At 38.9% G+C, this 14854-nt stretch carries 14 protein-coding genes and 1 tRNA gene; 3 read left to right on the top strand and 12 right to left on the bottom strand.

Features of this window, described 5'->3' with window-relative positions; genetic code table 11:
• Positions 1–115: 115 nt before the first annotated feature.
• Complete coding sequence (locus DRW42_RS23290) at positions 116–2500, bottom strand: TonB-dependent receptor (RefSeq protein ID WP_113951271.1); 2385 nt, start codon at positions 2498–2500, stop codon at positions 116–118.
• A gap of 109 nt (positions 2501–2609) precedes the next feature.
• Here DRW42_RS23290 and DRW42_RS23285 point away from each other — a divergent pair, with 109 nt between their 5' ends.
• Complete coding sequence (locus tag DRW42_RS23285) at positions 2610–4064, top strand: sensor histidine kinase (RefSeq protein ID WP_113951270.1); 1455 nt, start codon at positions 2610–2612, stop codon at positions 4062–4064.
• Positions 4051–4743, top strand: a complete 693-nt coding sequence (locus DRW42_RS23280) for a response regulator transcription factor (RefSeq protein ID WP_113951269.1) — start codon at positions 4051–4053, stop codon at positions 4741–4743. The genes DRW42_RS23285 and DRW42_RS23280 overlap by 14 nt, the downstream gene beginning before the upstream one ends.
• A gap of 2 nt (positions 4744–4745) precedes the next feature.
• Here DRW42_RS23280 and DRW42_RS23275 read toward each other — a convergent pair whose 3' ends face one another.
• From DRW42_RS23275 to DRW42_RS23240, 8 genes are all read right to left on the bottom strand, one after another.
• Entirely contained in the window at positions 4746–5522 is a 777-nt protein-coding gene (locus DRW42_RS23275; protein ID WP_113951268.1) for a tRNA(His) guanylyltransferase Thg1 family protein, read from the bottom strand.
• A complete protein-coding gene (locus DRW42_RS23270; RefSeq protein WP_208643621.1) occupies positions 5512–6183 on the bottom strand; it encodes a bifunctional polynucleotide phosphatase/kinase family protein in 672 nt (223 codons plus the stop codon). The genes DRW42_RS23275 and DRW42_RS23270 overlap by 11 nt, the downstream gene beginning before the upstream one ends.
• On the bottom strand, positions 6158–6799 hold the full coding sequence (locus DRW42_RS23265; protein ID WP_208643620.1) for a DNA alkylation repair protein: 642 nt from the start codon (positions 6797–6799) through the stop codon (positions 6158–6160). Before DRW42_RS23265 ends, DRW42_RS23270 begins: the two co-directional genes overlap by 26 nt.
• 312 nt (positions 6800–7111) lie before the next feature.
• Positions 7112–7196 (bottom strand) — tRNA-Ser (locus DRW42_RS23260).
• Between the two features lie 96 nt (positions 7197–7292).
• A complete protein-coding gene (locus DRW42_RS23255; protein WP_113951266.1) occupies positions 7293–8282 on the bottom strand; it encodes a YihY/virulence factor BrkB family protein in 990 nt (329 codons plus the stop codon).
• A gap of 8 nt (positions 8283–8290) precedes the next feature.
• Complete coding sequence (locus tag DRW42_RS23250) at positions 8291–8698, bottom strand: acyl-CoA thioesterase (RefSeq protein ID WP_113951265.1); 408 nt, start codon at positions 8696–8698, stop codon at positions 8291–8293.
• Positions 8698–9753, bottom strand: coding sequence for an endolytic transglycosylase MltG (gene mltG, locus DRW42_RS23245; RefSeq protein WP_113951264.1), 1056 nt, complete (start codon positions 9751–9753; stop codon positions 8698–8700). The genes DRW42_RS23250 and mltG overlap by 1 nt, the downstream gene beginning before the upstream one ends.
• 18 nt (positions 9754–9771) lie before the next feature.
• Complete coding sequence (locus tag DRW42_RS23240) at positions 9772–10542, bottom strand: PASTA domain-containing protein (RefSeq protein ID WP_113951263.1); 771 nt, start codon at positions 10540–10542, stop codon at positions 9772–9774.
• A 304-nt stretch (positions 10543–10846) separates the two neighbouring features.
• Between DRW42_RS23240 and DRW42_RS23235 the strand changes: the two genes are divergently transcribed.
• Complete coding sequence (locus DRW42_RS23235) at positions 10847–11833, top strand: D-alanine--D-alanine ligase (protein ID WP_113951262.1); 987 nt, start codon at positions 10847–10849, stop codon at positions 11831–11833.
• 141 nt (positions 11834–11974) lie between these two features.
• Here DRW42_RS23235 and DRW42_RS23230 read toward each other — a convergent pair whose 3' ends face one another.
• From DRW42_RS23230 to DRW42_RS23220, 3 genes are read right to left on the bottom strand one after another with little or no spacing between them, the layout of a single operon-like run.
• Entirely contained in the window at positions 11975–12748 is a 774-nt protein-coding gene (locus DRW42_RS23230) for a copper homeostasis protein CutC (RefSeq protein WP_113951261.1), read from the bottom strand.
• Between the two features lie 27 nt (positions 12749–12775).
• Entirely contained in the window at positions 12776–13654 is an 879-nt protein-coding gene (locus tag DRW42_RS23225) for a YegJ family protein (RefSeq protein ID WP_113951260.1), read from the bottom strand.
• A gap of 33 nt (positions 13655–13687) precedes the next feature.
• Entirely contained in the window at positions 13688–14722 is a 1035-nt protein-coding gene (locus tag DRW42_RS23220; RefSeq protein WP_113951259.1) for a glycosylasparaginase, read from the bottom strand.
• Positions 14723–14854 lie beyond the last annotated feature (132 nt).

Genomic DNA, 14854 nt, shown 5'->3' with positions numbered 1-14854 from the left:
AGGGTTTTTCATGCCAAAAAAGATATTAATTCGAGGATATTCAAGACAGCATAACAGAACGATTTCATCAAGCAGATTCTAGACCATTTTTTCAATAATCATTATCAAATCTGGTTTATTGCGTCCGTTTCTTTTCCTCTTCACTGGCCGAAGTTCTTTTTCTGGCTGCTGTCGGATTTCCTCCCAAACGGTATGAGAAACTTAAAGTTGCACTGCGCGTATCATTTTTTTCATAAAAGCCATTGAGCTGGTTTTGATAGTTTACGTCAATGCGATAGGCATTGCCATAGAATATATCGTTTACCGCCAACCTTAAAGTGCCTTTTTTGTTAAACATACTTTTACTCACACCGGCGCTTACATCATAAAGTTTTGCAAGTTTATAAATACCCTGTATGGTAGGTGAAGAATACCAGGCACTGATTTCTGCTTTTAAACCCTGCGTTTTATGTAGTGTAAAGGCGTGGTTAGAACTTAAGTAAATGCCCCAAACATGGTAATCGTAACGGGCTTGCAAATATCCCGACTTTTCCAGCCGGTAAGAACCCTGCGCATAGTTGTTAATTTCCCACCACGAAGCTGGTTTAATAGGAAAAGAAGCTGCAAAACCCATTTCCTGGCTCAGGTCTAGATTTCGTTGCGTATCATAAAAGAGTTTTGAGATATTATCCTGTACACTGATATTACTGAAATAATCAACCGTCCGCCTCAGATAAAATGAAATGTTGTATTGTTGTTTATAAGTATAACCCAGTTCGCCATTGTAAATGAAGGCGGGTTGCAATGCCGGGTTTCCCTCCAGGTAAGTGTACGGGCTGGTGTAAGATTTAAAAGGGTTAAGCCTCCAGTATTCAGGCCTGCTGATCCTCGAGTTGTAAGTGAGGTTAATTTCGTTGTTTTTATTGATTTTATAAACCACAAAAAGTGTTGGGAAAAGCTTAAAATAGTTGTTGTGGTTGTTACTATTTAACACAATCGACTTACCATTTGTGCGGGTATATTCGCCACGCAAACCACCTTCGAAACTCCACTTACCCACATCTCCTGTAAGACTGGCATAAATGGCTGATATGTTTTCGGAATATTCAAAACGGTCGCTACGGCTGCTTATCAGTTCGGGACCTGTGGATGGATTATTATAGAAATCGAAACTGTTACGCGTACGGATACTGCTGTATTTTAGCCCAGATTCAAACGTCCATTTTCCCCAAAACTTATCGGTATAATCCAATTTTCCGGAGTAGATATCAATATTCTGATTGGAAGGCGTAAAAATATGGTACTGATCAGGGAGCAGACTACCATTATTCAATGTGCCGTAAGTATCTACTTGCTGGTTGTTTTTGTTCTGATATGGCACATAATCAATATCCACATTAATGTTCTGTCCGTTGGTGTCTAATTTGATCTTATAGTTGAAGTTAAAGCTATACTGATAGGCCTTTCCATCAGAAAAGTTTTGGGTGTGCAGGATAGAATCCGGCTGAGCAGCATGGTTATTTACAATGGTGGTTAGTGTATTATTGGGCCTGTTGTTGTTGCCATTGTAGCCATTCACTAAAAAACCGATCACCTGTTTATCGGTAAGGTTGTAATCGGCACCAATTTTATAACTATTGGCGTTCCCAAGACGTAAACCTGATTTTTCATTTCTCCAGTCAGAATAGCTTCCTGGTGCATTATAAATGATATATTCATTTTCTGTATGATCTTTTTTACGTCTGCTATACCCATAACTGCCATATACATTCAGCTTATCTTTACGATAATTGAATACCATGCTTGAGTTATAACTACCGTATGTTGATTGGGTATAGGCACCAGAAAGTATCACGTTAAAACCATCGCCTTTTGGCTTTTTGGAAATAATATTGATCACTGCACCGCCCTGGGCATCATATCTGGCAGTGGGATTGGCAATAATTTCTATTTTAGCAATGTTATCTGAAGGCAAACTGCGGAGATACGCAGCCAGATCTTCGCCCGATAATCTGATCGGTTTATCGTCCATATATAGCACCACACCTTTATTGTTCGCTGTTATCCCGCCATCAAACCGTGTTTGTACGCCGGGAGCTTTACCCAATGCATCCCAAACCGTAGCGCCACTGGCCACAATGCTGTTTTCTACGTTAAAAATTACCCGGTCGATTTTTCTTTCTATTACCGGTTTTGATGCCGATACTGTTACCTGTTCCAAGGTTTTATCTTCGGATGTGATTACAATAGTTATTGAATCCAACGGCAGGCTCACGGTTTTGTTGAAATTTTTATATCCAACTGCACTTGCGAGTAAAATATAACTTCCTTTTAAAGGTTGTTGGAAACTGAACAATCCGTTTTTCGAAAGCTGCAGGGCTATAGTGGAGTCTGCGTGGCGAAGACTAATGGTTACGCCATCGATCGGTTCGCCGGATTTATCGGTTACCATGCCTTTACGCAGTTGTGCAAAAGTGATTAAAGGAAAGTAGAAACAAAGGAGAAGGATTAATTTTTTCATGTTTCAAAACTAATTGTCGGCCTTGTAAAGCAAAGTTAATCTCGGTTAAATAAGGTTAAATCTTCAGCTCATGCTTCCATTGATAAAATGATTTGCTCATTTTAGGGGAATGAAATGGCTTAGGTCGAGATATGTTTTCCCCTTAGCGGTGATCACGCTGATCATCAGTCTGTGTTTACAGTGCGCATGGATCAGACAGCTGTATCTGGCACAAAAAAAATCGGTTATAGTAGAACTCGAATCCATTGTAAGTGATGCTTCTAAGCGGATAACCTACCAGAGCATTGCCCATGGGCACGAAAAAAGTATTCGTTTTCAGCAATTTTTTCTTTCACAGGAGTGGTTGGCGCTTAGGCAGGCCTTTGATGAACTCAAAGTTGATAACCTGAGGAGCCAGTTCCACTATGGAATCACGAACGACAGCTCGGTGGTGGAAATGAAAATGTCGTTCCTTAACGATGCTAAAAAGAAAACCGGTTATAAATCCAGCACCATTACCGACGGAAAATCGCAACGCGAAGTTTCGCTGGCAGATCAACATGATTTAAAGGTAATGGATAGTCTGGTAAACCACAGGCTCGATCAGCTTGGCATACGCCTTAACCGAAATTATGCACTTTACGATTATTCGGACGGAAGATTGATAAAGGGAAAGTTACCAACCAAAACTTTTGCGTCTTTTACCAGCGGAAAATATACCTACAACCTTAAGTTTCAGAACAGATATCAACTGGTGGTTCCTGCTATCACCTGGCTGATTATCTTTCAGATGCGGTACTACCTCATTTCGTCGTTCCTGATGCTGTTACTTACCGCGGCAGCCTTTTACCTGCTCATCAGGCTGATGAAAAACCAGGAATTATATGCACAGGCAAGGATGAGTTTTACCAGTAACATGACCCACGAACTGCAAACCCCAATCTCAACCATCTCGGTAGCGCTCGAATCGATTAAAAAGTACCATTTAATTGATCAGCCCGAAAAATTGGAGAATTATCTCAACATCAGCCGTCACGAATTGCAGCGATTACAGGCCATGATTGAAAAGGTGCTCAAACAGGAGCAAATGGATCTGGGTAAAGCAAAATTGCAGTTTAGCCTTTTCGATATACAACCGGTATTACAACAGGTAATATTTGCCATGGAGGTCCAGGTGCGCGAAAAAAATACAGCACTTATACTCCTGCAATCGGATGAACCTTACTTCATCAAAGGTGATGCGATGCATATCTCGAATGTATGTTATAACCTGATCGATAATGCGCTGAAATATTCGCCTTCTCAATCTAAAATCGAGGTTTCGTGTAGCGTTGCTGATCATAAATTAACGATCAGTTTTAAAGATAATGGACCGGGGATTAACGAAATTTATCAGCAACAGGTTTTTGAACGTTTCTTCAGGATTTTTAACCAGGATAATATACACAATGTGAAAGGATCCGGCCTGGGGCTTCACTATGTAAAACAGGTTGTGGAGTTACACGGGGGACGGGCTGATCTGCACAGTAAACCCGGAAAAGGAAGTAATTTTATGATTATTTTGCCATTGTATGAAGAAAACTAAGGTTTTATATGCCGAAGATGAGCCTTTTTTAGCAAGAATTGTGCTTGATGGTTTAACCAGCAGTGGTTACGATGTAAAACTGGCTTTGGATGGAGCACTGGCCTTGAAGCTGTTTCAGGAACAAAAGCCTGATATATGTGTACTCGATATCATGATGCCGCAGAAAGACGGTTACACTTTGGCTGCCGAAATCAGGAAATCAGATCCTGATATTCCTATCATATTTTTAAGCGCAAAAGCCTTAACCGAAGATGTGGTGATGGGATTTAAAAGTGGTGGTAACGATTACCTCAAAAAACCTTTTAGTATAGATGAACTGCTGGTGCGTATGGAATCGCTCTTGAAAAGATTTGGCCATACGCAAAAGGAAGATAATGATTTAACCCAAAAATATCAGTTCGGAAATTGTGAACTGGATCCACTTGCCCAAAAGTTAAAAACTTCTGTAGCCGAATATTCACTTTCTTATAAAGAAACCATCTTGCTTGAATTATTGCTGAAAAACCGCAACAACATTTTGGAACGCGAAGCTGCTTTGATTAAAATATGGGGTGAAGATAGTTTTTACAATGGTCGTAGTATGGATGTTTTTATGGCACACCTGCGCAAGCTTTTAAAAGGTGAAACCGGAATCCAGATCATCAGTTTAAGGGGAGTGGGTTACAAGCTTATCTGTTGATTTTATAACGTTTTTGCTTGATGTTTCTCCAGTAGATGATGTATAAATTTGGAGTATTCCTCCCGCATAGGCAATTCAAAATCATTATACAAACTTCGTTTATCTACCTGCACAACTTCTTTTGCTATTGGATTAAAACCCTCTTTTTTTATATTTTTCCAATAAAAGCCTATTCCTCTTTTTTGCCATGAAGGAAGGTTATTGAAATTGATACCATATTGGAATAGCAGTTCATTTTTTGCAGCAATGCTGATACCTTCAATTTTTGACGTTGCTTCTTTTACCGTATAATTATCCTGCCTTAATCGCCAATAGCAATGCGCATTTAATGCATTTCTGTGTGCATCTTCATTCCGCCATCTAAAATAATCTTCTACTAAATTCCTGTTCGGAAGTTCAGAAATACGGCAATCAAACGCACCTGCACTCCCTAAAAGTGATGAGAATTTAGCACTGGCTTCGCCGGCAAGAATAGAAATGTATTTTCTGGTTTTTCTTCCAAAAGTTTGTTCGTTGGGATGAAATAACAATGATATTTCATCACTTTGCGTGTAACCATATATAACATTGAAACCACAGTTCATCAGGTGTTTTACCGTTTCGACCATTAAATCCCGAAATTTTTCATCAAATGGCGCTTCAAACTGATGCACTTCTTTGGTAAGTTTGGTAAAGCCACGACCATCAATTCTGGCAACAATATACATTTCAGGCAAAATACAACGATCCTGAGCAGTTTCGTAAACCCTCATTTTAGCATCTAAATTATCAAACTTCATCCGACCATGGTTTTATAGTAAATTCGTTATTCTCAGTTGTTACATAATACAACTCGTCGAAACCCTCGCTGTAGGAAGGTAAATCTAGCTTTTTGAAGGTTCCTCTTATGCCTATTTCCGGGATTTTTTCCTTCCCGCAACGTTGATTGTTTCTTTCAATAGCATCAGATAATTTCGATTGAAAATAATATCCGGTTACTTTAAATTTATTTGCTTTTGCAATTGCGATATATTTTGCTCTTTCTTTTAGGGAAGGATTCGTATTATCTACCACGAAAGGCTGGGAGGTAAGGATACACGTTTCGATAAATCTAAGTTCTTTATTTCGTGTATTCAATAAATCCATGGAAATGTGAACATGAGTTTTAAAAAACTTTTCTTTAAAAAAAGTAGTTTTTCCCGTTGCCTGAATGCCACAAAATATGATTGCTTGCATATTTTCAAAGATGCGGTTTTGTGGAAATAAAAATAGAAGAATTGAAAATAATTCTTCCTTTCGTATCATGCGGAATGTGAAATGTATTCTTTCTTGTTGGGCTTCATTTTTGTGGACGGGGATGAGGGAGTTAATCGGAAGACTTAAAGGATATTTTCTTTGTTTTGCTTTATAAGCAGAGATTAGACAATTAGCTCGATTATAAATTTCGCTTGTCGCTTTCAATGGTAATGAACTCTGGCAAATAATCAGGCGTACAGCCTTTGGATACCATTTCACCTTTGTAGAGGCCTGTTTTTTCTCCGAGGGCTATACAGCGTTTTCTGTATTGTTTATCATGAATTCCAATCCACCCGGCTGTGAAATTCATTGCCCATTGAACTTCAGGTTCTTCCTTGATAATGTCAGCTTCTATTTTATCTAATAATTCTGGTGTGTTTGAAGGTGGTGCTTGTCCCATCCACCTCAACCGGGCCTGGTAATACCAGAATATCCGTCTCTGAAGAGCAGATTTGCTATTTTTCCATGATTCAATCAAGGTAATTGTTTTCTTGTCTTTCGTAAGTTGGTTGGCCATAAACCAATCCATTAGCTGAGTTCGTTCATCTAAGAGATGGGTTTGCATATCCTTATCAAGCTCATTGATGAAATCTTGCGAGATCTGTTTATTGTCCATAATCAGGATGGCCAATAGCCTAGGAAAAAACTCCTCCGTTGACCATAACTCCACAGCCAGCTCATGATCCTTTTTGATATCCTTGGCAATCTTGCGTAAGTCTCCCAACTTGGTTTTGGTATTGATCTGGCCCAAAATGTTCTCTGCTTTTGAAGAAAATTTCATAACATTCCATTTTATCATTAAAAATAAACTAAAAATCAAGCTTTAAATATCAAAAACGTTTTATTCTTTTTCAACTAATTTACAAAAATAGGGTTAATGCTCACATTAGCGAAAGTTTTAATCTGTGGAACGCAGTCGCAGATGATTGCGCTTTTACGACTTTTATCAAAGAAATTATTCTAAAACTCAATCAGGCAATGCGGCCTAGGTTGAAGCGCTGAGATTGCGCTAGAATAGAGAAAGAATATTTTCAGAAGCAAAAAAGCCTGAAATCTTGCGATTTCAGGCTTTATCCAGGTTTTGATGCCTCGGCGGAAAGCGAGGGATTCGAACCCCCGGACCTGTTACAGTCAACAGTTTTCAAGACTGCCGCATTCGACCACTCTGCCAGCTTTCCGGAGGCAAAAGTACGAACTCCACTTAAATCTGCAAACTCAGAATGCGTTTTTTTTATATTAACTTGATAATTCCTTAACAATGAGGGAGAAAAAAACTATTTCTTTCTGATATTCTCTTCTATCGGGTCTGTTTTTTTGAATAAATTGAAGGTAGGCCGGATAATTTTAACACTCCGTTTACTTACATCTACACTGGCATTAAGCTCAAAACCGATCAATAAAATTAATGAATTGAGGTAAAGCCAGATCATTACCACGATTAAGGTACCAATAGAACCATAAACCTTGTTATATGATGCAAAATGGTTGATGTAAAAGGAAAAGCCCCAAATGGTAAGAAAAGCTAAAATGGTAGCCAGCCATGAGCCGGCACTGAATAGGCGCCACTTTTTGGTATGCGATGGTCCGTAGCGGTATAAAATGGAGATGGTAATGAAATACAAAATTGCCAGTAGTGCCCAACGGGTAAAATTTACCGTAAAAACAAGAAAGCTGTCTTTTAAATGAAGTTCATCGTTAATTTTAATCAGCAAAATTTCGCCCAGGGCCATGGCACTAATGCAGATAATAATCGAAAAACAGATGATAACGGTTAAAATCAACGCAATTAGTCGCTGTTTTAACCAACCCCTGGTTTCAATAATTAAAGATGATTTGTTAAAGGCTTTCATCAGGTTTTTAACCCCGTTAGTGGCAAAAAATAGTGCCGATAAGAAACCGAAAGATAATAAACCTGTGTTCTGCTTTTTAATAATGTCTTTCAATGTTGTTTCAAAAGCATCAAAAGCATTGTGAGGCAGTACCAGCTGGATCAGGTTTAAAAGCTGATCCTGGAAACCTTTGATCGGGATAAAGGGAATCAGGGTAAAAAGGAAGATAATTCCCGGGAAAATAGCCAGCATAAAACTATAGGCCAGCGATGATGACTTGTTTACCAAAGCATCTTTACCAATTTCCCGAAAGAAAAAAGTAGCTACAGTATATAATGGCAGTGGGCTAAAACCAGGCAAAATACAGCCTTTAGTCCATTCTATAAACCTAGAATAGAGCTTAAGATGAAGTAATTGCCTGTGTAACCATTCCATTTTAGCTATTAATTAAAAAACTTTGATAACTTTTTCATAAAGTTTTCGGGCGGGTTAGTGGGTTTGTTTTTCTTCATGTCGACAAAAACAAGCGTAGTAGCCCCAATGTTTATTAATTCTTCACTTTCGTTATACAATTCGTATTCAAAAAAAATACGGATGCCCGGTAAAGTTTTAATAATAGTTTTAACGGTGATTTCCTGATCGTAAAGTGCTGGTTTAATGTATTTGCATTTGAGCTCTAAAACAGGCATCATAATGCCGTCAGCTTCCATTGAGCTGTAGCTCATGCCTAAACTGCGCAACATCTCTACGCGGCCCACTTCGTAGTATTGCGCATAGTTGCCATAATACATGTAGCCCATCTGGTCAGTTTCGCCATAACGCACCCTGATTTTTGTACTGTGGCTATACATTATTTAAAGATATTTCTTTTGTTTAAAGCCTCACGGTATTTTTTTGCATTGACCTCATGTTCTGCTTTTGTTTCTGCAAAGTTGTGATAGCCCGAAAAATCCTCTTTGGCACACATATAAATGTAATTGTTCTTGTCGCGGTTTAATACGGCATCAATGGCATTAATACTTGGCATCATAATCGGTCCCGGAGGCAAACCAGCATATTTATAGGTATTGTAAAGCGATTGAACCTGCAATAATTTTCCGGTTACCCTTTTAACGGTAAAATCGTTGTTTGCGAAAATCACAGTAGGATCAGCCTGCAACAAAATTCCTTTATTCAAACGGTTTAAATACAAACCTGCTATAACCGGCATTTCTTTATTATAAAGTGCTTCCGCATCAACAATTGAGGCCAATGTGTATACCTGAGCAGGGGTTAGGTTTAAACTTGCTGCTTTTTGTTTGCGGTCGGCGTTCCAGAATTTATCATATTCTTTGTGCATGCGTTCAAAAAAGTCGGCAGGGGAGATATTCCAGTACATTTCGTAGGTATTCGGAATAAACATGGCATAAACATTATCCTGGTTAAAACCGTATTTGCTGATCAGCGGGGTTGAATCCAGAACGCTGATAAAGCTTAACGAATCGGCTTCAAGGTTACTGGCCAGATAGGCAGCAAAATTTTCTTTTTTGCGGATATTCTGGAATTTCAATTTAACAGGATCCTGGTTTCCGGCTTTAATCAGGTTGATTAAGGTACGGTTGGTCATGCCTTTTTTTAAACGGTAACGGCCTGGTTTTACACTGGTAGCCAGGTTCATTTTTCCGGCCGCGGCTGTAAAAGTACCAATGCTTTTTACAAGGTCTTTCTTTTTAATTTCCGCAAGCAAATCATCATAACTACTGCCGGTTTTAATATATAGGTATTTTTGGTTTTCGGTAATATTAGGGGCAAAGTAAAGCCTGTAAAGGTTAAGTGCGAAGTAACCAGCAATTAAAATAACAACCAGCGCCACAATTATTGCCGCTTTTTTGCCAGTACTCATGGTCTTTTTTTCTACTTCAGTCATCGGTATCTTATACGTATTTTATTGTTGTTTATTGGAAAGGGTAATATTTATTTTGGTACCAAGGGGTACTTTGGTTAATGAATCAAGAATCATCGGATCCTGTTTGATGATCACTGCCGCCGCACTGTCAGTTACCGGCCCATCATAACTGATAACACCTAAAGTTAAGTTAGAGCCCCTAAGACTGAATTTTGCTTCATCCATCGTTAAGCCCATTAACTGTGGAATATCAACTTCCTCGTTTCCACGACCATCGCCCAGTACCAGGTTGATCCTCGAACCTACCGGCACAATCTGTCCGGCTGTAATCGGTTGACCGCCAAAAGAGGCTTCGAGCACTACATCGCGGCTTACATCCGGTTTGTAAGTGGTGTCGCCCAATTTTAATCGCGAACTTTCGATAATGGCCTGCGCTTCACGTAAGGTCTTAAATGCAATATCAGGGAATTTTGTATTCGGGGTTTTGCCGGCATTAATGGTTAAATAAATGGTACGGTTATCTTTCACAAAAGTATTTGGGTCAGGATCCTGATCAATTACAATCCCGGCAGGCTGATCCATAATAAAAACAGAATCTACTTCATATTTTAATCCGGCATCTTCCAGTTTTTTTACCGCCTGCTCAAAAGAAAGACCTTTTACCATCGGCACATTTAAGCCTTCGCCATGTTTGGTGTAATATCTTAAACTAAAAAATGCAATCAGGAGTAGCGCGAAAACTGTACCTATGGCAGCTAAAATGTTGTTTCTAAACGATTTGGTTTTTAAGTAATCTATAAATTTAGACATGTATCTTAAATTGGGTTTATGCGTATAAGCTCAAATGTAACTATTTTAATTATTGATAGAATATCGAATGAAAGATTGATTGAATTAATGAATGAATAGCACTCGGTTTATATTTGATATTCAATCATTCATTCTTTCATTAATTCTTCCATTCAATCAATCACTAATTCTGTCAATCGATCATTCATTAATTTGACGAATTCATCTTCAATAATTGTTCCGTTAATGGCGTCAAAGCACAAAGATATTTATATTTTTGGGGATATATTTATATTCAATTTCTATTTATAAAAGGATTTTCGACATGAAGAAAACTATTGCGTTGTTAACAGGCGGTACCACAGGCGAATGGGTTGTTTCGGTAAAAAGTGCAGCAACCATTGCCCAGAACATCGATCCCAATTTATACGATGTTTATAAGATTATGCTCAACGAAAAAGGATGGTTTTATGAACCGGCCGATTCTGTTAAAATTGAAATTGATAAAAATGATTTCTCCTTAACCATTGAGGGTCGAAAAATAAAATTTGACGGTGTTTTTATTATCATACACGGTTCGCCGGGCGAAGATGGAAAATTACAGGGTTATTTCGATATGTTAGGAATCCCATACACCACATGTGATGCGCTAACATCATCTATCACGATGAATAAGGGCTATACAAAGGCCATTGTAGAAGGAATTGAAAATTTATATACCGCTAAATCTGTACAGATTTTTAAAGGAGGAAATTACAGTTTAGCCAAAATCAAGGAAGATTTAAGATTGCCTTACTTTGTTAAACCGAATAGCGGCGGAAGCAGCATTGGCATGAGTAAGGTAAAACATGCAGATGATCTGGATGAAGCAGTTGAAAAGGCTTTTAAGGAGGATACGCAGGTTTTGATCGAGGAATTTGTGAGCGGAAGGGAATTTTCGATCGGTATTTTTGGGGCCGAAGGAAAGATTACAGTTTTACCAACCACTGAAGTGATCCCCAAGAACGAGTTTTTTGATTTTGAAGCTAAATATACGCCAGGATCTACCGAAGAAATTACACCCGGCCGCATGAATGACGAAGAGTTGGTACGCGTTCAACAGGTAGTTACCGATGTTTATAAAAAATTAAACTGCAGGGGAGTGGTTAGGGTAGATTATTTCCTGGAACACGAAACCGGTAAGTTCTATTTTATCGAAATCAATACCATACCCGGCCAAACAGCAACCAGTTTTATTCCACAACAGGTAGCGGCGATGGGTATTACACTTAAGGAGTTTTATACGCGTTTGATGAAAGAAACATTGGGATAGACTTCATGTTTGTGTCTCCACAAACCATCGCGTTTTCTCAAATAAAGAAAATCGTCATTTTCTCTATAGCGGAGAAATCTATTGATAATAATATCGCATAGATTTCTCCTTTTCGCGATGCTTCAGTCGAAATGACGAATCTTATTTCATCATCTTAATACAATCAACCAGGGCTTTTACTTTAGTTTCTGAAGTCAGTTCATAGCGGTATTCATCCTCAATACTACCCATTTTACTTTCAGTATTCCGAAACTTCATTTTGCTCTCCACAAACTCCTTTGCCGAAGCATGAAATTCAGTTGCTCCGGTTTGTTTAATTAATTGTTGGATATTGTTTTCGTTTATTCCGGCTCCGGGCATTATCGTAATTCTACCATTTGCTTGTTTTACCAATTGAGTTAGTTTTTCAGCACCCAATATAGCCGAAGATGCACCACCGGAAGTCAATACCCTTTTAATACCGAGTCCGATTAAATCTTCCAACGCCTGATCCATGTCATTACTCATGTCGAACGCCCTGTGAAAGGCAACATCCATCGGTTTGGCCAATTCCATAAGTTCTGCACATCTTTGCCTGTCAATAGTTCCATCTGCATTGAGAATTCCTATAACAACACCTTCACAATTTAATGATTTACAGATTTTTATATCTTCTTTCATTAACTCAAACTCCATAGCGGAATATAAAAAATCACCACCCCTAGGCCGGATAATCGGCCATATTTCAATGGATAGATTTTTCTTTGCCAAAGCAATCTGCGCATAACTCGGCGTAGTACCACCTTCGGCGAGATTATCGCAAAATTCCGCCCTTTTCGCACCGCCTTTTTGCGCAGCGAGAGCCGAGGCATAAGAATTTGCACATACTTCTAAACAGGCATTTTTGGTGATTGGATAAATCTCTTCACTTTTCATTTCTTCTAATAAATGGAGATTAATAAATTATTCTGCTGTATCAACCGGACCTAAAACTACCCAGCCTTTTGCTGATTTATAGGTATTAAGGAGCTGTACGGATTTTCCTCCATCAGGAAACCAACATACTTCGGTAATTATGTAATGAGAATCATCAATTTTTTTCCTTTCGGGAAAAGCGTTCTGCAGACCGGAAAAGTTAGGGAAGCCATTTTCATTAATACTTTTGATAAATGATAACCTAAGTACTTCTGCTGTTTTATCAATGATGTCATTATCTAATTCCATGTTCATTTTAGAAAGCATGATATTTGCCTCTTCAAAAAAATCTTTACACGCTATTGCAGCATCAATATCTTTAACATTATACGCATTTTCAAGTGCTAATATTGCACCTTCTGGAGTATCAAAATCCATTCTGAAATGATCCACTCCTTCATCTATGTACATGCCAATGCTATTGTCGAATTCTGCTCTGTCCTTTTCAGGTATGCCATCTCTAATTGCCCTTATGGTGTATCCGCCGATTAACCTGCCATTTTCGATGCTCATCCAGTCTGATATCAGATCGCGGTCGATTCCGATCCTCTGGTTTAGTTTTACTGTACTCACACTTACCGGTTCGTTACCTACCGTACCAAATAAATTACCCTCATCATCAAAATGGGGTTCAGTTAGCCAAATGTGTTCGCTGTTTTCTCCGTCTATAATGTGAACTTTAATAGAAAAATAAACATGATGAGGCTGTGGATTAGCCAAACTTTTTTCAAAATACCAAAGCGTTAAATTGGCCTTTTCTATTGCCCAGTTCATGCGCTCATCTTCGCTTGGAATATACACCATATCAGGTTCGTCCTTACGCTCTTCAACATTCTTTTTTCCAAAAATTTTAGATAATAGGCCCATTATAAATTAGGTTTATTCTGTTGAATTGATTTCCTAATAATAACTCTTTCCCTTGATCAGTAAATCCTGTTTTTCTGCATTGCAAACCGCATAGCTAAAGCCCTGTTGAATGGCATAAGCACCATATTCGCCTTTTTTATTGATGGCCAAAAAGCCCACCTGTATATTTTTAGCCGTTTCTGGTTTCTTTTTGATGATGCGCATCACCGCTTCTTTGCAGGCAGCTTCCGGTGTGTAACCCTGACGCATCAGTTCTACAACTAAAAATGAGCCTACATTCCTTACCACTTCTTCGCCTACACCAGTAGAGGTTGCACCACCAATTTCGTTATCTACATATAATCCGGCGCCAATAATCGGACTATCGCCAATTCTTCCATGGAGTTTATATGCCATGCCGCTGGTGGTGCAGGCTCCAGAAATATTGCCCTTAGCATCAATAGCCAGCATACCAATGGTATCGTGATTATATTGGTTTCCGGGTAGTTTCTGTGGTGCAGCTTTTTCGTATAGTTTATTTTCAATATTCATTACCGGCTCATATTTAGCCGTTTTTAACCACTCTTTCCATGCTTTTTCGCTGGCAGGGGTGAGCAGATTCTCTTTTTTAAACCCCTGTTCTAAAGCAAATTGTAAAGCACCATCGCCGGCCAGCATTACGTGAGGTGTTTTTTCCATTACTTTACGGGCTACCGAAATGGGATGTTTAATATGTTCGAGCGCCAGTACTGCCCCACAGTTCCCCTGCTCATCCATAATACAGGCATCGAGGGTAACTTTCCCGTCACGATCGGGCAAACCGCCATAACCCACCGATTGATTTTTTTCATCGGCTTCGGGTACCCAAACACCCTGTTCAACAGCATCTAGCGCGCGGCCGCCGGTTGACAAAACTTTCCAGGCGTCTGCATTGGCGGCAATACCAAAATCCCAGGTAGAAATTACAATTGGTAGGTTTGCAATTTTTGATCTTTTCTCTGGAATCGCATTAGCAATACTGCTTTTATCAATGGCAAGCAAGCCAGCAGATAGGGCAGATGCTTTTATAAATTTACGGCGGTTAAACATTTGTTGGGTTAATTGTTGAAATGGGTTAATTGTATTGTTAAATTGCTTTATTGCTGGATTGTTGGATCGATCGCTCTAGCTTGGTTATTGTGATTTGATTATTGATTCTTGCGATTTGATTATTGGTTATTG

Origin of the sequence: Pedobacter miscanthi (assembly GCF_003315595.1) — a bacterium.
GTDB lineage: Bacteria > Bacteroidota > Bacteroidia > Sphingobacteriales > Sphingobacteriaceae > Pedobacter > Pedobacter miscanthi.
The sequence above is the reverse complement of the archived record's forward strand: the minus strand, read 5'-3'. Positions and strand labels throughout refer to the sequence as shown.